The 16,733-nt window shown below is 72.1% G+C and carries 17 protein-coding genes; 11 read left to right on the top strand and 6 right to left on the bottom strand.

The window, feature by feature from the left end; all coding sequences use genetic code 11:
- Positions 1–233 precede the first annotated feature (233 nt).
- The 5 genes from argC to ACFWUY_RS14785 are packed head-to-tail and all read left to right on the top strand — an operon-like array spanning position 234 to position 5,124.
- Entirely contained in the window at positions 234–1,262 is a 1,029-nt protein-coding gene (gene argC / locus ACFWUY_RS14805) for an N-acetyl-gamma-glutamyl-phosphate reductase (protein WP_384107274.1), read from the top strand.
- Positions 1,259–2,425, top strand: a complete 1,167-nt coding sequence (argJ, locus tag ACFWUY_RS14800; RefSeq protein WP_384107272.1) for a bifunctional glutamate N-acetyltransferase/amino-acid acetyltransferase ArgJ — start codon at positions 1,259–1,261, stop codon at positions 2,423–2,425. Before argC ends, argJ begins: the two co-directional genes overlap by 4 nt.
- Complete coding sequence (argB, locus tag ACFWUY_RS14795; protein ID WP_384107270.1) at positions 2,422–3,357, top strand: acetylglutamate kinase; 936 nt, start codon at positions 2,422–2,424, stop codon at positions 3,355–3,357. The genes argJ and argB overlap by 4 nt, the downstream gene beginning before the upstream one ends.
- 14 nt (positions 3,358–3,371) lie before the next feature.
- Complete coding sequence (locus tag ACFWUY_RS14790; RefSeq protein ID WP_384107267.1) at positions 3,372–4,586, top strand: acetylornithine transaminase; 1,215 nt, start codon at positions 3,372–3,374, stop codon at positions 4,584–4,586.
- A gap of 7 nt (positions 4,587–4,593) precedes the next feature.
- Positions 4,594–5,124, top strand: coding sequence for an arginine repressor (locus tag ACFWUY_RS14785; RefSeq protein WP_384107263.1), 531 nt, complete (start codon positions 4,594–4,596; stop codon positions 5,122–5,124).
- Positions 5,125–5,252: 128 nt separating this feature from the next.
- On the opposite strand, the gene ACFWUY_RS14780 is transcribed toward ACFWUY_RS14785, so the two are convergent.
- Together ACFWUY_RS14780 and ACFWUY_RS14775 are read right to left on the bottom strand one after the other, a co-directional pair.
- Complete coding sequence (locus ACFWUY_RS14780; RefSeq protein WP_384107259.1) at positions 5,253–5,852, bottom strand: pyridoxamine 5'-phosphate oxidase family protein; 600 nt, start codon at positions 5,850–5,852, stop codon at positions 5,253–5,255.
- 62 nt (positions 5,853–5,914) lie between these two features.
- On the bottom strand, positions 5,915–7,843 hold the full coding sequence (locus tag ACFWUY_RS14775; protein ID WP_384107257.1) for a hypothetical protein: 1,929 nt from the start codon (positions 7,841–7,843) through the stop codon (positions 5,915–5,917).
- A gap of 161 nt (positions 7,844–8,004) precedes the next feature.
- On the opposite strand from ACFWUY_RS14775, the gene argH reads away from it, so the two are divergent.
- Positions 8,005–9,432 carry an argininosuccinate lyase gene (gene argH / locus ACFWUY_RS14770; protein WP_384107255.1) on the top strand — a complete coding sequence of 476 codons (1,428 nt, stop codon included), beginning with the start codon at positions 8,005–8,007 and terminating at the stop codon, positions 9,430–9,432.
- A gap of 23 nt (positions 9,433–9,455) precedes the next feature.
- Here the strand turns inward: argH and ACFWUY_RS14765 are convergent, their stop codons facing one another.
- A complete protein-coding gene (locus tag ACFWUY_RS14765; RefSeq protein ID WP_384107253.1) occupies positions 9,456–9,968 on the bottom strand; it encodes an HAD domain-containing protein in 513 nt (170 codons plus the stop codon).
- Positions 9,969–10,052: 84 nt separating this feature from the next.
- Here ACFWUY_RS14765 and ACFWUY_RS14760 point away from each other — a divergent pair, with 84 nt between their 5' ends.
- Positions 10,053–10,604 (top strand): TetR/AcrR family transcriptional regulator, encoded by a 552-nt coding sequence (locus ACFWUY_RS14760; RefSeq protein WP_384107250.1) that lies wholly within the window; start codon positions 10,053–10,055, stop codon positions 10,602–10,604.
- Positions 10,601–12,148 (top strand): MFS transporter, encoded by a 1,548-nt coding sequence (locus ACFWUY_RS14755; RefSeq protein WP_384107248.1) that lies wholly within the window; start codon positions 10,601–10,603, stop codon positions 12,146–12,148. Before ACFWUY_RS14760 ends, ACFWUY_RS14755 begins: the two co-directional genes overlap by 4 nt.
- 69 nt (positions 12,149–12,217) lie before the next feature.
- Here the strand turns inward: ACFWUY_RS14755 and ACFWUY_RS14750 are convergent, their stop codons facing one another.
- The gene (locus tag ACFWUY_RS14750; RefSeq protein ID WP_030204643.1) at positions 12,218–12,889 is read right to left on the bottom strand and encodes a lysophospholipid acyltransferase family protein; all 672 of its coding nucleotides are present in this window, start codon (positions 12,887–12,889) and stop codon (positions 12,218–12,220) included.
- 220 nt (positions 12,890–13,109) lie between these two features.
- Between ACFWUY_RS14750 and ACFWUY_RS14745 the strand changes: the two genes are divergently transcribed.
- From ACFWUY_RS14745 to ACFWUY_RS14735, 3 genes are all read left to right on the top strand, one after another.
- Positions 13,110–14,282, top strand: coding sequence for a glycerophosphodiester phosphodiesterase (locus tag ACFWUY_RS14745; protein WP_384107246.1), 1,173 nt, complete (start codon positions 13,110–13,112; stop codon positions 14,280–14,282).
- A gap of 107 nt (positions 14,283–14,389) precedes the next feature.
- Positions 14,390–14,974 (top strand): sigma-70 family RNA polymerase sigma factor, encoded by a 585-nt coding sequence (locus ACFWUY_RS14740; RefSeq protein WP_384107243.1) that lies wholly within the window; start codon positions 14,390–14,392, stop codon positions 14,972–14,974.
- A 37-nt stretch (positions 14,975–15,011) separates the two neighbouring features.
- Positions 15,012–15,497 (top strand): GNAT family N-acetyltransferase, encoded by a 486-nt coding sequence (locus tag ACFWUY_RS14735; RefSeq protein WP_384107240.1) that lies wholly within the window; start codon positions 15,012–15,014, stop codon positions 15,495–15,497.
- A 1-nt stretch (position 15,498) separates the two neighbouring features.
- On the opposite strand, the gene ACFWUY_RS14730 is transcribed toward ACFWUY_RS14735, so the two are convergent.
- The gene (locus ACFWUY_RS14730; RefSeq protein WP_384107238.1) at positions 15,499–15,927 is read right to left on the bottom strand and encodes a hypothetical protein; all 429 of its coding nucleotides are present in this window, start codon (positions 15,925–15,927) and stop codon (positions 15,499–15,501) included.
- 2 nt (positions 15,928–15,929) lie between these two features.
- Positions 15,930–16,292 (bottom strand): hypothetical protein, encoded by a 363-nt coding sequence (locus ACFWUY_RS14725; RefSeq protein WP_384107236.1) that lies wholly within the window; start codon positions 16,290–16,292, stop codon positions 15,930–15,932.
- Positions 16,293–16,733 lie beyond the last annotated feature (441 nt).

Here is a 16,733-nt window from a genome sequence, read left to right as displayed (position 1 = left end):
ACCCGGGACCGCCGGTCATGGCGATGGAGCCCGGCGACGGGCTCCGGTTCCCTCGGCCGGGGTGCCTCCCGGGCCCCGCCTTCTCGGCCTCCGCCCTTGCGGGCCGACCGGGCGCCAGGGCGCCAGGGGGGTCACCTGGAGTGCCAAGTCCCCTCGCCGTAGGGCGCACCGCATGTCGTTGCATAAAACTGCGGAGCGACGTATAGTCATGCCATCCATGAGGAGGGTTTTCGATGACGGTACGAGTAGCAGTGGCGGGTGCGAGCGGATACGCGGGCGGAGAGCTCCTGCGCCTCCTCCTCGCCCACCCCCACGTGGAGATCGGCGCCCTGACCGGCCACTCCAACGCCGGTCAGCGGCTCGGGGCGCTCCAGCCCCATCTGCTGCCGCTCGCCGACCGCGTCCTCGTCCCCACGACCGCCGACGAGCTCACCGGGCACGACGTGGTCTTCCTCGCGCTGCCGCACGGGCAGTCCGCCGCCGTCGCCGAGCAGCTCGGTCCCGACGTCCTCGTCGTCGACATGGGTGCCGACTTCCGGCTCGAGGAGCCCGCCGACTGGGAGACGTACTACGGCTCCCCGCACGCCGGCACCTGGCCCTACGGGCTCCCCGAACTCCCGGGTGCCCGCGCCGCGCTCGAAGGGTCCAAGCGCGTCGCGGTGCCCGGCTGCTACCCGACCGCCGTCTCGCTCGCGCTCTTCCCCGCGTACGAGAACGGTCTCGCCGAGCCCGAGGCCGTGATCGTCGCCGCCTCCGGTACCTCCGGCGCCGGCAAGGCGGCCAAGCCGCACCTCCTCGGCAGTGAGGTCATGGGCAGCATGTCGCCGTACGGCGTCGGCGGCGGCCACCGGCACACCCCCGAGATGATCCAGAACCTCAGCGGCCCCGCGGGGGAGCGGGTCACCGTCTCCTTCACGCCGACCCTGGCGCCGATGCCCCGCGGCATCCTCGCCACCTGCACGGCCGCCGCGAAGCCGGGCGTCACCGCCGAGACCGTGCGGGCCGCCTACGAGAAGGCCTTCGCGGACGAGCCGTTCGTCCACCTGCTCCCCGAGGGACAGTGGCCGGCGACGGCGTCCGTCTACGGTTCCAACGCCGTTCAGGTACAGGTCGCGTACGACGCGGCGGCGAACCGGATCATCGCGATCAGCGCCATCGACAATCTCACCAAGGGCACCGCCGGCGGCGCGGTGCAGAGCATGAACATCGCCCTCGGTCTCCCCGAGAGCACCGGACTTTCCACGATTGGAGTCGCTCCGTGAGCGTCACCGCAGCGAAGGGATTCACGGCGGCGGGCATCGCCGCCGGGATCAAGCAGAACGGCAACCCGGACCTGGCCCTCGTGGTCAACACCGGGCCCCGCCGCGCCGCCGCGGGAGTCTTCACCTCCAACCGCGTCAAGGCCGCCCCCGTCGTCTGGTCCCAGCAGGTCCTCGCCGACGGCGAGCTGACCGCCGTCGTCCTCAACTCCGGCGGTGCCAACGCCTGCACAGGACCGAAGGGCTTCCAGGACACCCACGCCACCGCCGAGAAGGTCGCCGAGGTCCTCAGCGCGAAGGGCACCGAGGTCGGCGCCGGTGAGGTCGCCGTCGCCTCCACCGGCCTCATCGGCGTCCTGCTCCCCATGGACAAGCTCCTCCCCGGCGTCGAGAAGGCCGCGGCCGAACTCTCCGAGCACGGCGGCGAGAAGGCCGCCATCGCCATCAAGACCACCGACACCGTCCACAAGACCTCCGTGGTCACCGGGGACGGCTGGACGGTCGGCGGCATGGCGAAGGGCGCCGGCATGCTCGCCCCCGGCCTCGCCACCATGCTCGTCGTCCTCACCACCGACGCGGACGTCGACGCCAAGGGCCTCGACGACGCGCTCCGGGGCGCCACCCGCGTCACCTTCGACCGGGTCGACTCCGACGGCTGCATGTCCACCAACGACACCGTCCTCCTCCTCGCCTCCGGCGCCTCCGGCGTCACCCCCGCGCGGGACGCGTTCACCGAGGCCGTCCGGGCCGTCTGCGACGACCTCGCCCGCCAGCTCATCGGTGACGCCGAGGGCGCGAGCAAGGACATACGCATCGAGGTGGTCAACGCGGCCACCGAGGACGACGCCGTCGAGGTGGGCCGTTCCATCGCCCGTAACAACCTCCTCAAGTGCGCCATCCACGGCGAGGACCCCAACTGGGGCCGGGTGCTCTCCGCGATCGGCACCACGAAGGCCGCCTTCGAGCCCGACGAGCTCAACGTCGCCATCAACGGCGTATGGGTGTGCAGGAACGGCTCCGTGGGCGACGACCGCGACCTCGTCGACATGCGGTACCGGGAGGTCACCATCACCGCCGACCTCGCCGCCGGCTCCGAGTCCGCCGTCATCTGGGCGAACGACCTCACCGCCGACTACGTCCACGAGAACAGCGCGTACTCCTCATGAGCGACCCCAAGAACCCCGCGAACACGCCGGCCGAGAGCACGACCCGCAAGCACAAGGCCCTCCCCAAGGCGCAGATCCTCATCGAGGCCCTGCCCTGGCTCACCCGCCACAACGGCAAGACCGTCGTCATCAAGTTCGGCGGCAACGCCATGATCGACGAGGACCTCAAGGCCGCCTTCGCGCAGGACGTCGTCTTCCTGCGCCAGGCCGGCCTCAAGCCGGTCGTCGTGCACGGCGGGGGTCCCCAGATCAGCGCCGCCCTCGACCGGCACGGCATCGTCAGCGAGTTCAAGGCGGGCCTGCGGGTCACCACCGAGGACGCCATGGACGTCGTGCGGATGGTCCTCGCCGGACAGGTCCAGCGTGAGCTCGTCGGGCTGCTCAACCAGCACGGCCCGCTCGCCGTCGGCCTCACCGGCGAGGACGCCCACACGATCACCGCCACCAAGCACCGGCCGGTCATCGGCGGCGAGCGGATCGACATCGGCCGGGTCGGTGAGATCACCTCCATCGACACCGGCGCCATCCAGGCGCTCCTGGAGGACGGCCGGATCCCGGTCATCTCCTCGATCGCCCGCTCCCAGGACGACGGACATGTCTACAACGTCAATGCTGATACGGCGGCTGCGGCACTCGCTGCGGCGCTGGGCGCCGAGACGCTGATGGTCCTGACCGACGTCGAGGGCCTCTACGAGGACTGGCCGAACAGTGACGAGGTCATCAGCCGGCTCACCGCGAGCCAGCTGGAGAAGCTGCTGCCCGAGCTCTCCAGCGGCATGGTCCCCAAGATGGAGGGCTGCCTGCACGCCGTACGGAACGGGGTCACCACGGCCCGCGTGATCGACGGCCGGGTCCAGCACTCCATCCTGCTGGAGATCTTCACCGACGAGGGCATCGGCACGATGGTCGTGCCGGACGGACAGGGGAACTGATGACAGGGGGACTGATGAGCGGCACCACGGAGCCCGGCAACGAGCAGCTGACCCAGCGGTGGCAGGGCTCGCTGATGAACAACTACGGCACCCCCCGGCTGCCCCTCGTCCGCGGCGAGGGCGCCAGGGTCTGGGACGCCGACGGCACCGAGTACCTGGACTTCGTCGGCGGCATCGCCGTCAACGCCCTCGGCCACGCCCACCCGGCGGTCGTCGAGGCCGTCACCCGGCAGATCCAGAGCCTCGGCCACGTCTCCAACCTCTTCGTCGCCGAGCCGCCCGTGGCCCTCGCCGAGAGGCTCATCGCCCTCTCCGGCCGGCCCGGCAAGGTCTTCTTCTGCAACTCGGGCGCCGAGGCCAACGAGGCCGCGTTCAAGATCGGCCGGCTCACCGGCCGGTCCCACATGGTCGCCACCGACGGCGGCTTCCACGGCCGGACCATGGGCTCCCTCGCGCTCACCGGCCAGCCGGCCAAGCAGACGCCGTTCCTGCCGCTGCCCGGCGACGTCACCCACGTCCCGTACGGGGACGTGGAAGCGCTCCGTGCCGCGGTCACCGAGGACACCGCCCTCGTGATCATCGAGCCGATCCAGGGCGAGAACGGCGTCGTCGTCCCGCCCGCCGGCTACCTCGGGGCCGCCCGGGAGATCACCCGCGCCACCGGCACCCTCCTCGTCCTCGACGAGGTGCAGACCGGCATCGGCCGCTGCGGCCACTGGTTCGAGTACCAGGCCCACGAAGGCGTCGAGCCCGACGTCGTCACCCTCGCCAAGGGCCTCGGCGGCGGCCTCCCGCTCGGCGCGACCCTCGCCTTCGGTCCCGCGGCCGACCTCTTCGCACCCGGCCACCACGGCACCACCTTCGGCGGCAACCCGGTCGCCTGCGCCGCCGGTCTCGCCGTCCTCGACACCCTCGGGGCCGACGCGGCCCTCGACCACGTGAAGGCGGTCGGGGAGCGGCTGCGGCAGGGAATCGAGGGTCTGGGGCACCCGTTGGTCTCCCACGTCCGTGGTGCGGGCCTCCTGCTGGGTATCGTGCTCACGGAGTCCCTCGCACCCCAGGTGCAGCAGGCGGCTCAGGACGCCGGCCTCCTGGTGAACGCGCCCGCCCCCGATGTCGTACGGATCATGCCTCCGCTGGTCCTCACCGACGCCGAGGCGGACGCCTTCCTCCAGGCGCTGCCCGGGGTCCTCGACGTGGCGAACGGGCAAGGACGAACCGGAGAATGAGACGACGATGACCGACGCGCAGGAGAACGAGCACGGAGGGCCGTCGGTTCCGCAGACCCGCACCGCTCGCCACCGCAGGATCGTCGACATCCTCAACCGGCAGCCGGTGCGCTCGCAGAGCCAGCTCGCCAAGCTCCTCAGCGACGACGGGCTGAGCGTCACCCAGGCGACGCTCTCCCGCGACCTCGACGAGCTGGGCGCGGTGAAGATCCGCAACACCGGCGGCGAGCTGATCTACGCGGTGCCCAGCGAGGGCGGTTTCCGCACCCCGCAGGCCCCGCTGGGCGAGTCCGCCAAGGAGGAGCGCATGCGGCGCCTCTCCGGCGAACTGCTGATCTCCGCCGAGGCGTCCGCGAACCTGGTGGTCCTGCGGACCCCGCCGGGCGCCGCCCAGTTCCTCGCGTCGGCCATCGACCAGGCCGAACTCCAGGCCATCCTCGGCACGATCGCGGGTGACGACACCCTGCTGCTCATCAGCCGCGACCCGGTGGGCGGCCAGGCGCTCGCGGACCACCTGCTGAAGCTGGCGCAGAAGTAGGCCGCGACGTCGGTGGCGCGTGATCGCCGTCGGACCGCCCCGCGTTCCGACGGCGATGCGCGGCCGGCGCGGAATCCGTCCGGGCGCGGCGCCAGGTCCTCGCGGTGAGGGTTACCTCGCGGTGAGGGTTACGAGGCGGGCAGCGGAGGCAGCGGAAGCGGCAGCGCGGGCAGTCCGTCGAGGCTGGTGGCGATGTGCTCCTTGCGGGCGCAGTACGCGTTGAACTCGTCGTCCGTCTTCCGGTTGAAGTACTCGGCGTGCATCGTCCGGTCCTCCTGGTACTCCATCAGCGGGACGGCGAACCCGCACGCGTCGCTGATTCGCCGCGCGTGCACCAGGACGATCGCCCGCGCGCTGCCCTGCCCCTCGACGGCCTCCGCGGGGAACCGCGCGAACAACTCCCCCCACCGCGGGTCGTCCCGCAGCACGGCCTCCCCGGTCCCGTGCACCCGCACGACGGTCGGCGGCCCGGAGAAAGCGGTCCACATGAGGGTGATCCGCCCGTTGCCGGGCTCCCGCAGGTGCGCGACCGTCTCGGCACCGCTGCCGCCGAAGTCGACGTAGGCGAGGGTCAGTTCGTCGAGTACGACGAGGGTGCCGCGACGCCCCTTGGGGGAGAGGTTGACGTGTCCGTCACCGGAGAGGGGAGCGGTGGCGGTGAAGAAGACCGGCTGGTCCTCGATGAAGGCGCGGAGCCGTCCATCGATGCGTTCGTATGTTTTTCCCATGACTCTGATCCTCCCGCAGGGCCGTACCGGCGCGCGTGCCCCATCCACCGGTCGCGTCCGCCTCAGCGCCGCCGTTCCGTGTTGCGTCTCCGTATCTCCGCCAGCCAGTGGGCGAGTTCGACGGCGTGCCGTTCGCTCAGTGCGCGGATCTCGTCCGCGTGCGGGCCGGTGACCTCCGCCCGCCTCCACAGGCCTCGCACGGCCCTGTCGCGTGCCATCGCCCGTACGGCACCGTCCGCGTCGTCGAACATGCGCAGAGCCACGAGCAGCGACTCCGGCTCCCCACGACGCAGGATCAGGGCGAGTCCGGCGGCACGCCGGGCCCGCGGGCTGCCGGGGGCGACCATGTCGAGCAGCAGGGGCAGGGGGATGTCGTGCCGCGTCCCGAGCAGTGCGTCCGCCGCCGCCCGCGCCACCTTCGGTGACGGGTCGTCGAGGAACGGCAGGGCCTCGGGCCAGTCGAGACCGTGCCTCCGCGACAGATGCGCCAGCGCCCCGGCCCGTACGTCCTCGTACGGGAGGGAGAGGAGGTCGCGCAGCGCGCCGGGACTGTCGCGCACGGAGCTCAGGGCCGTGGCCCGCACCGACGGGTGCGGGTCGTCGGCGAACGCCGCCGGTTCGTCGCCGGGCAGCGCGCCCAGCATGCGGAGCGCGGCGAGCGCCCGCGCGCGCACCGTCCCCCGGGGATGGCGGGTCAGGGGGCGCAGCAGCGGGACGTCGTCCGGCTCTCCTTGCTCGGCGAGCCCGGTGACCGCCCCGGGGGTGACGGCCGACGGGTCCGCGCATACGCTCCGGTACGAGGTGTGCGGCTCGCCGCCCGCCGCCCGGAACTCCCGGCACGCGGCCGCGCGCACGCGCGCGTACGCGTCGGTGAGGTGCCGCTCCAGCTCGTCGCCCCGGCCGGCGGGCCGCAGCCGTCCGACGGCGGCCGCCCGTACGACCGCGTCCCGGGCGGTCAGCAGCCGGTCGAGGTACGGGTCGCCGTCGGGACCGGCCGTCAGGGCCGTCACGGTGCGCCGCCGGATCACCGCGTCGTGGTGCGTGAGGGCGAGCCGTACCGAGTCCTCGGGGCGGAGGAGGCCCGCCTCCTGGGCGTCGGCCAGCGCCGCGTGGCGCAGGGAGGGGTCCCGGCAGGCGTCGAGGAAGGTGAGGAAGCGGTCGCGCGCGTCCTTCAGCGCCGGTCCGTCGCCCGCCCGCGCGGCCCGGACCGCGATCCGGACCGCCGTGCGCACCGCGTGCACCCGGACACCCGTGTCGCCGTCCCGCTCCGCGATCGCGTACGCCTCCGCCGGCCGGATCAGGCCCGCCGCGGCCCCGGCCCGCAGTGCGGCGACCCGGAACTCCGGACGGCGGCTCGCCATCAGCTCGTCCACCGCCCGCGCGGGCGTCCCGCCCACCCGGGCGAGGACCGTCTCGCGGACCCACCCTCCGTACCGACGCAGGTCCAGGACGAGGGCGAGCGGCGCCAGCGCCCGCACGGCGTCCTCGTCGGCCTCCGCGAGGGCGCGGTCGAGAACCGTTCGAGCGAGCTCACGGACCGTCGTGTCCGTGTCGGCGCAGCGGATCAGGACGAGGGGCAGGGCGGAGGCGGGCATTGCACCGTCCTCGGCGAGCCGGAGCGCGGCGAGGCGGATCCTGGGGTCGTCGTGGCAGAGACCCATCGCGATCTCGGACTCGGTGGGCGGCGCGCTCCAGCACACACCTGCCGCCGTCCCCGTCCCCGCGCCGGCCTCGTGCCAGTGCGGTGACCTCCTCCAGTCCGAGATCTCGCGGTCGTCGAACCAGTGGAAGCCGACGCGCAGGCTGCCCTGCCTCGACCAGCGGTTGTCCGTTCTCCAGGCGTACACCCACACGCTCTCGTCCAGCGCGATCCAGTCCTCCGCGCGTCCCGCTCCCGCGGCCGAGGCGATGCCCTTCCCGTGCAGCAGTCGTTCTCCGGGGGAGTAGTACTGCGTCGGGAGCGGCGGAGGCAGCGGTTCGAGCGTTGTCATGCGCGGGACTGTAGCTCCGTCATGCGGCCGCCACCTGCGAATATCCGGTCCGCCAAGCCCTGGATTGACGAAACATGCGGCACTCTGCATACTCATGCAAAGGGGTGTGGTCGCAGGCGGCCCATGGACGACCACCCACGTTCGACTGAGGAGCAACAGCTGTGAGCAGCAACAACGGTGACGTCCGGCTCTGGGGCGGACGGTTCGCCGACGGTCCCGCCGAGGCCCTGGCGAAGCTGTCCGCGTCGGTCCACTTCGACTGGCGGCTCGCGCCCTACGACATCGCCGGTTCCCGTGCCCACGCGCGCGTGCTGCACAAGGCCGGGCTGCTCACCGAGGACGAGCTGACCCGCATGCTCGCCGGTCTCGACCTCCTGGAGGCCGACGTCGCCGACGGCTCCTTCGTCGGCACCATCGCCGACGAGGACGTCCACACCGCCCTGGAGCGGGGCCTCCTGGAGCGCCTCGGCCCGGACCTCGGCGGCAAGCTGCGCGCCGGCCGGTCCCGCAACGACCAGGTCGCCACCCTCTTCCGGATGTACCTGCGCGACCACGCCCGGATCATCGGCGGCCTCGTCGCCGACCTCCAGGACGCCCTGGTCGGCCTCGCCGAGGCACACCCGGACGTCGCCATGCCCGGCCGTACGCACCTCCAGCACGCCCAGCCGGTGCTCTTCGCCCACCACGTCCTGGCCCACGCCCAGTCCCTCTCCCGGGACGCCGAGCGGCTGCGCCAGTGGGACACCCGGACGGCGGTCTCCCCGTACGGCTCCGGCGCCCTCGCCGGTTCCTCGCTCGGGCTCGACCCGGAGGCGGTCGCCAAGGACCTCGGCTTCGAGCGCGGCTCGGTCGGCAACTCCATCGACGGCACGGCCTCCCGCGACTTCGTCGCCGAGTTCGCCTTCATCACCGCGATGATCGGGATCAACCTCTCCCGGATCGCGGAGGAGATCATCATCTGGAACACGAAGGAGTTCTCCTTCGTGACCCTCCACGACGCCTTCTCCACCGGCTCGTCGATCATGCCGCAGAAGAAGAACCCGGACATCGCCGAGCTGGCCCGTGGCAAGTCCGGCCGCCTCATCGGCAACCTCTCCGGCCTCCTCGCCACCCTCAAGGCGCTCCCGCTCGCCTACAACCGGGACCTCCAGGAGGACAAGGAGCCGGTCTTCGACTCCTGCGACCAGCTGGAGGTCCTGCTGCCCGCCTTCACCGGCATGATGGCCACGCTCACCGTCAACCGGGAGCGCATGGAGGAGCTGGCCCCGGCCGGCTTCTCGCTCGCGACGGACATCGCGGAGTGGCTGGTCAAGCAGGGCGTGCCGTTCCGGGTGGCGCACGAGGTGGCCGGCGAGTGCGTGAAGGTCGCCGAGTCGGAGGGCAAGGAGCTGGACGAACTCACGGACGAGCAGTTCGCCAAGATCTCCGAGCACCTCACCCCCGAGGTCCGCACGGTCCTCAACGTCCCGGGCGCCCTCGCCTCCCGCGACGGCCGCGGCGGCACCGCCCCCTCGGCGGTCGCCACCCAGCTCGTCGAGGTCAAGGCGGACCTGGTGATCCAGCACGCCTGGGCCACCGCCAAGCACTGACCGACCCGTAGTCCCACGTAGTCCTACAGCGCCGCCGCCCACTCCGCGAGCGCGTCGAAGTCCGGTCGGATCAGTCCGATCCGGGGGTCGACGTGCAGCAACAGGGCGGCGGCGAGGTGGTTCCGCTCCACGTACTCGTGGTCGTACGGGGTGATGTCGTCGTCGATCCAGGCGAACGGCCGCCCCTCCGCGTACTCCAGGATGTACTGCGTCTTCCAGAAGGTCCCGCGAGGGGCCTTCCCGTGCATCTGGGGCCAGTCGATGAACGGCAGCTCGGGCAGTCCCAGGTGGGGCCCTATCCAGTCGTTCGCCTCGCCCTTCCAGGTCGTCGCCCACACCAGCTCGTACGCCTCCGCCAGCGCGAGCAGCTCGTCCCCGTGCTCCGGATTCAGCCACACGCGCAGGGGCTTCGCGTCGAACAGCCAGCCGCTCGGCCGCATCCGGTGCGTCGTGTACCCCTCCGGGCGCCGCTCGCGCTGCGCCGCGTACGGATTCAGCGGCCCGTCGACGTCGATCAGCAACAGTGGCTTCGTCATGTTCACAGCATTCCGCTCCCGCCTCGGTGAGGCGTCGAATTATCTTTTGAGACGTTGATGTCTCACCCGGTGTATGGTTGTCTCATGTCAGTCGATCGCACCCAGGTGCTCCGCGCCGCCGCCGCCCTGCTCTCCCGCAAGGCGACCGCCACCATGGACGAGGTCGCGCGGGCCGCCGGGATCGGACGGGCGACCCTGCACCGGCAGTTCGCCGGGCGGGACGCCCTGGTGCGGGCGCTCGAAGAGCTCGGGCTCCAGGAGCTGGAGGCGGCCCTCGACCGGGCCGGGCTCGACGAAGGACCCGAGGACGAGGCCGTACGCCGGCTCGTCGCCGAGGTGGAGCACGTCGCACCCCTGCTGTCGTTCCTCGTCACCGAGAACCAGCTCTTCGAGGGCGACCAGCTCAACGAGGGCTGGGCCCGCCTCGACGCCCGGGTCTCCGCGCTCTTCCGGCGCGGACAGGAGAACGGCGTCTTCCGGATCGATCTGACCCCCGCCTGGCTCACCGAGGCCTTCTACGGGCTCGTCGGTTCCGGCGCCTGGGCCGTGCAGGACGGCCGGGTCGCCGCCAAGGACTTCCAGTACATGATCGCCGAGCTGCTGCTCGGCGGAGCGCGCAGGAGCGTGGAGAAGTGACCACCAGTACCGTCAGGACCCCCGGCCATACCGAGGGCGTGCGCCGCCCCGGCCGGTGGCTCGCCCTCTCCGTCCTCGTCCTGGCCGTCCTCCTCGTGGCGGTCGACGCCACGGTGCTCGGCCTCGCCACCCCCTTCCTCTCCGAGGACCTCGAGCCCTCCGGTACCCAGCTCCTCTGGATCGGCGACGTCTACTCCTTCGTCATCGCCGGACTCCTGGTCTCCATGGGCAGCCTCGGCGACCGCATCGGCCGCAAGAAGCTGCTCCTGATCGGCGCCACCGCCTTCGGCGCCGTCTCCGTGCTGAACGCCTACGCGACCAGCCCCGAGACGATGATCGTGGCCCGCGCGCTCCTCGGCGTCGCCGGCGCGACCCTGATGCCGTCCACCCTGGCGCTCATCCGCAACCTCTTCCACGACCCGCGCGAGCGCAGCCTCGCCATCGGCATCTGGGGTGCCATGGCCTCGGCCGGCGCCGCCGTCGGACCGGTCGTCGGCGGGTTCCTCCTGGAGCACTTCTGGTGGGGCTCGGTCTTCCTCATCAACCTGCCCGTCATGGCCGTTCTCGTCTTCGTCGGAATCAAGCTGATCCCCGAGTCGAAGAACCCGAACCCCGGCCCCTGGGACCTGCCCAGCGTCGCGCTCTCCCTCGTCGGCCTGATCGGCGTCGTGTACGCGATCAAGGAGCTGGCCTCCCACGGCCCCTCCCTCGACGCGGGCCTGGCCGCCCTGGCCGGTGCCGCCGCCCTGGCCTGGTTCGTCCGCAGGCAGCTGACCCTGCCCGCGCCGCTCCTGGACATGCGCCTGTTCCGCCACCGCGGCTTCTCGGGCGCCGTCCTCGCCGACCTGCTGACCATCCTCGGCCTCTCCGGCCTGGTGTTCTTCCTGTCCCAGTTCTTCCAGCTGGTCCAGGGCCGTCAGCCGCTGGAGGCCGGGCTCGCCGAACTGCCCGCCGCCGTCGGCGCGGTCACGGCCGGTCTGATCGCCGGCGTGGTGGCCCGCCGCTTCTCCGTACGGTCCGTGGTGGCCGGCGGTCTCGCGGCGGTCGGCCTCTCCCTCGCCGTCCTGACGACGCTCGACCAGCACACCGGCTACCCGCTGCTCGGCGCCGCCCTGCTCGTCGTCGGCGTGGGCGCCGGCTTCGCCTTCACCGTCACCGCCGACGTGATCCTCTCCAGCGTCCCCAAGGAACAGGCCGGATCGGCCTCGGCCGTCTCCGAGACCGCGTACGAACTGGGCGCCGCGCTCGGCATCGCCGTGCTCGGCTCGATCGTGACCGGCGTCTACCGGGACTTCGCCACCCCGGCCGGTGTCCCCTCCGGCATCGCGTCCGCCGCCCACGAGTCGCTCGGCGGCGCCGTCGAGGCCTCCGGCGGCCTCGCCCCTGACACGGCGACGGCCCTGGTGTCGGCCGCGCAGGAGGCCTTCGTCGACGGCCTGCGGATCGCGGCCGGCGTCGGCGCGGCGGTCCTCCTCGCGACGGCGGTCGCGGCCTGGTTCCTGCTCAGGGGCCAGAAGCTGGAGGACGGCGCCGTCGAGCACTGACGGCCCCGCGAAGACGACGGTGCCCCGGACAGCTGTGCTGTCCGGGGCACCGTCACGACCTGTGGAGGACTACGCGGCCTTCGCCTTGGTGGCGTACATGTCCACGTACTCCTGGCCCGAGAGCCGCATGACCTCGGCCATCACCGAGTCCGTCACCGCCCGCAGCACATAGCGGTCGCGGTCCATCCCGTCGTACCGCGAGAACTCCATGGCCTCGCCGAAGCGGACCGTCACCTTGCCCGGACGCGGGAAGCCCGCCCCGCCCGGCTGGATCTTGTCGGTGCCGATCATCGCGAACGGCACCACCGGCGCCCCCGTCATCAGGGTGAGCCGCGCGATGCCCGTACGGCCCCGGTAGAGCCGGCCGTCGGGGGAGCGGGTGCCCTCCGGGTAGATCGAGAAGACCTTGCCCTCCTCCAGGACCCGGCGGCCGGTCATCAGCGCCGCCACACCACCGCGGCCGCCGTCCCGGTCCACCGGGATCATGCCGACGCTGGTGAAGAACCAGGCCATCGCCCGGCCCTTGAGGCCCTTGCCCGTCACGTACTCGTCCTTGCCGATGAAGTAGACCGGACGGTCCAGGCAGATCGGCATGATCATCGAGTCGATGAAGGTCAGGTGGTTGCCCGCGAGGATGACGGGACCGGTCCCCGGGATGTTCTCGGCGCCCTCCACGCGGGGGCGGAACATCAGGCGCATGACCGGCCCGAGCACTGCCTTGATGATCGCGAGACGGGACAACGGTTCCTCCGGTGGGACGCGGGTCAGTCGAGCTGACGGTGCAGCTGGCGACGATACTCGCGGGTCACCTCCGTACGCACATCGGGTTCACCGAATGGATACGCAGTGTTGACGTGTGTTTCCGCCATGTTCGGCCGAGGTCTGCCGGGTGGAGGGGGTTGGTGCCTAGCGTCGGGGGCACCCGTCGACAGGAACGGGACATGACACAGGAGGACACCTCATGACCCAGGGCGAACGCCGGACCCCGGCACGGCGCACGGTTCTCGGAGCGGCGGGCGCCACCGTCCTCGGCGCCTCCACGGCCCTCGCGGCCGGTACGGGCACGGCGCAGGCCGCCGGGTCGGGGACCGCCGGTGCGGCGCACGGACACGGCCGCGGCTACCGCTCCCTCCCCGTCCCCACCGTCATCGCCCACCGCGGCGCCAGCGGCTACCGCCCCGAGCACACCCTCGGCTCCTACCGGCACGCCCTCGACCTCGGCGCCCACGTCATCGAGCAGGACCTCGTCCCCACCAAGGACGGGCACCTCGTCTGCCGCCACGAGAACGACATCACCGGCACCACCGACGTCGCCGACCACCCCGAGTTCGCGTCCCGGAAGACGACCAAGAGCGTCGACGGCACCTCGTACACCGGCTGGTTCACCGAGGACTTCACGCTCGCCGAGCTCAAGACCCTGCGGGCCAAGGAGCGCATCCCCGGCACCCGCCAGGAGAACACCCTCTACGACGGCCGTTGGACGGTGCCGACCTTCGAGGAGGTGCTGCGCTGGGCCGAGGAGGAGGGCCGCCGCCGGGGCCGCGAGATCTGGCTCCACGTCGAGACCAAGCACCCCACCTACTTCCGTTCCCTCGGCCTCGGCCTCGAGGAGCGGCTCGCCAAACTCCTGCGCCGGTACGGCCGCCACCGCGCGAACTCCCCGGTCTTCCTCCAGTCCTTCGAGCCCAGCAGCGTCCAGCGGCTCGCGAAGCTGGTGGACGCGCCCGGCGTGGTCCTGCTCTCCGGCGCGAGCAGCCGCCCCTGGGACTTCGTGCGGGCGGGCGACCCGCGCACGGTCGCCGACCTGGTCACGCCCGAGGGCCTGCGCTGGATCGCCTCGTACGCGAAGGGCATCGGCCCCACCCTCGACCTGGTGATCCCCAAGGACGCGAGCGGCCGGCTCGGCGACCCGACGACCCTGGTGCGCGACGCGCACGCTGAGGGCCTGATCCTCCACCCGTACACCCACCGCAACGAGAACGCCTTCCTGCCCGCGGACTTCCGCAGGGGCACGGACCCGGCGGCGTACGGCGACTCCTTCGGCGCCCTCAAGCGGTACCTGGAGACGGGGATCGACGGCATCTTCTCCGACAACCCGGACACCGCGCTGCTCGGTGCGGCGGACCTCGGCTGACGGGCGACGACCGTGCGGGCCCGGCGACCGGGCCCGCACACCCTCCTCCCGGGTGGTTTACGCGCCGCACCGCAACCGCACCCGCGCACCCCGGCATCGTGCCGGTCATGACCACCCCCGAACCCCTCCCCGCGCCCGCGTCCCCGACGCACACGGACGCCACCCCCGGCCTCCTCGCCGCCCTCGCCCCGCTGCTCGCCGCCGAGTCCGACGCCGAGGCACCGGGCGCCGGCGTCGAACCCGGCGACCTCGAACAGGCCGTCTGGCTGCGTCTCCTCGAACAGCTCCAGGAGACGGGCGCCGCCCCCGAGCGGCCCGCCGAATGGCTGCGCCGGGCCGTCCGCGCCGAGGCCCGCCGGGCCCGCAGGGCCGGCGACCGCGAACGCCCCTACCGCGACGAGCCCGCCCACGACCCCGGCGGCTCCGGGCCCCACGGCTCCCCCGAGCACTCGCTCCTCGACGCCGAGGGCCGCCGTACGCTGCGCGCCGCCGTCACCCGGACGCCCGGCCGCTGTCCCCGGGTGCTGGCCGCGATGCTCGATCCCCAGGACCCCACCTACCGGGAAATCGCAGGAGAGTTGGGTATCTCACAGGGCAGTCTGGGGCCGACGCGTTCCCGTTGCCTGGGATGCCTGCGCAGAATGCTGGCTGCGGAGGTTCCCGCCCCCGGTCGACGGGGAAGGGTGCGGTAAACCGATGATCGACCAGATGAGCGGGAGGCGTGCACACATGGGCCTGAGCGTGACCATCTCAGCAGCGGACGCGCGGGACGCGGAGCACATCCTGAAGCTGCAGTACCTCTGCTACCAGAGCGAGGCGGAGCTGTACGGGGACTGGTCCATCGAACCGCTCACCCAGTCGCTCGACGAGCTGCGCGCCGAACTCGACGAGGGCCACGGCCTGGTGGCCCGGCTCGGTGACGAGGTCGTCGCCTCCGTGCGGGCCCGCCTCGACGAGGACGGCACGGTACGGATCGCCAAGCTCATCGTCCACCCCCGCATGCGGCGGCACGGACTCGGCGGCCGGCTCCTCGACGGCATCGAGCGCCACTTCGCCGCCGGCACCGCCCTGACGGAGCCCAAGCGCTTCCAGCTCTTCACCGGCCACCGCAGCGAGGGCAATCTGCGCCTCTACCGCAGGAAGGGGTACGCGCAGGTCGCCACCCGCGAGCTCGGCCCCCGGCTCACCCTGGTGACCCTGGAGAAGGCTGCCTAGTTCACCCGGCCGTCCGCGACCTGCGCAGCCACCAGATGCCGGTCAGCGGCAGCAGCACCGGGATGAAGAGGTAGCCGTAGCCGTAGTCCGACCAGACCGTCGCGTCGGGGAAGGCGGACGGATCGACCAGCGTCCAGGTCCCGACGACCAGGACGCCCGCGAGCTCGGCGGCGCAGCACACCAGCGCCGCCCTGCGGGCCGTCTCGCCGCCGCGTACCAGCGTGTACGTGATGAAGGCGTAGACGACGGCCGCCACCGCCGACAGGGCGTACGCGAGCGGCGCCCGGTCGAACTCCGTGGCGATCTGGTAGATCGAGCGGGAGACCGCGCCGACCGACATCACGCCGTACAGCCACACCAGCAGGATGCCGGGCCCCGAGACGAGACGGGTCCGTACGCCGTGCCCGGCCTTCTCCTGTGTCGCGGTCATGGTCAGCCCACCGTCCAGATGTCGTGGAGACGCACTTCGAGCACGGCCAGGACGACCGCGCCGGCCGCCACCGTGGCCGAACCCCACCGGCTGCGCTCCGCGAGCGACATGAAACCGGCGATGGGCACCGCGCACAGCGCCCCGAGCAGATAGGCGACGAAGATCGTCGCGCCCTCCTCGGCCTCCTCGCCGCGCACCAGCTGCACGATCCCGACGATCAGCTGGACCAGGACGAGGAAGGTCACCACGCCCATGCCGATGAAGTGCCAGTCCTTGGTCGGCTGGTCGCGGAAGGCGGCGAAGCCGCACCAGGCGGCGAGGGCGAGCGCGGCCACGGAGACCGCGACCGTCAGGACGTCAAGCATGCGCCCGAGGGTATTACGGTCGATGAGACCCGATGTGCCCGCCCCCTGCCCGGCGGCGGCCGTACGCACCGTGGCCTTGGCCACAACCGGGCCCGTGCCGGTCCCGACGGCGCCGCTCCGTCGCCCCCTTCTCCACAGGCCACATGCGGGAGAAAGGGCGGAAACCCAGGCTCCGGACCGTCCGCATGATGTCTCAGTGACGTCCGCTATTCGGACAGCCCCCGTTCGTTCGCGACTGCGCATGCTTTACTTGCAGACATGACCACGACGAGCAGCCGCATCCTTGCGACCGAGGCGATCACGACGCCCGGTGCTCGTTGTATGTGTCGAATGTGCGCCTCCTGAGGGCCCCCGCCTGAGTTTCGCGCCCCGAAGCGAGACCCGACGGCCGTGCCGTTCCGCCCGCCGACAGGCGGCGGACCGTGCCCGCCCCGCGCACCG

The organism is Streptomyces sp. NPDC058664 (genome assembly GCF_042716635.1).
Classification (GTDB): Bacteria; Actinomycetota; Actinomycetes; order Streptomycetales; family Streptomycetaceae; genus Streptomyces.
The sequence above is the reverse complement of the archived record's forward strand: the minus strand, read 5'-3'. Positions and strand labels throughout refer to the sequence as shown.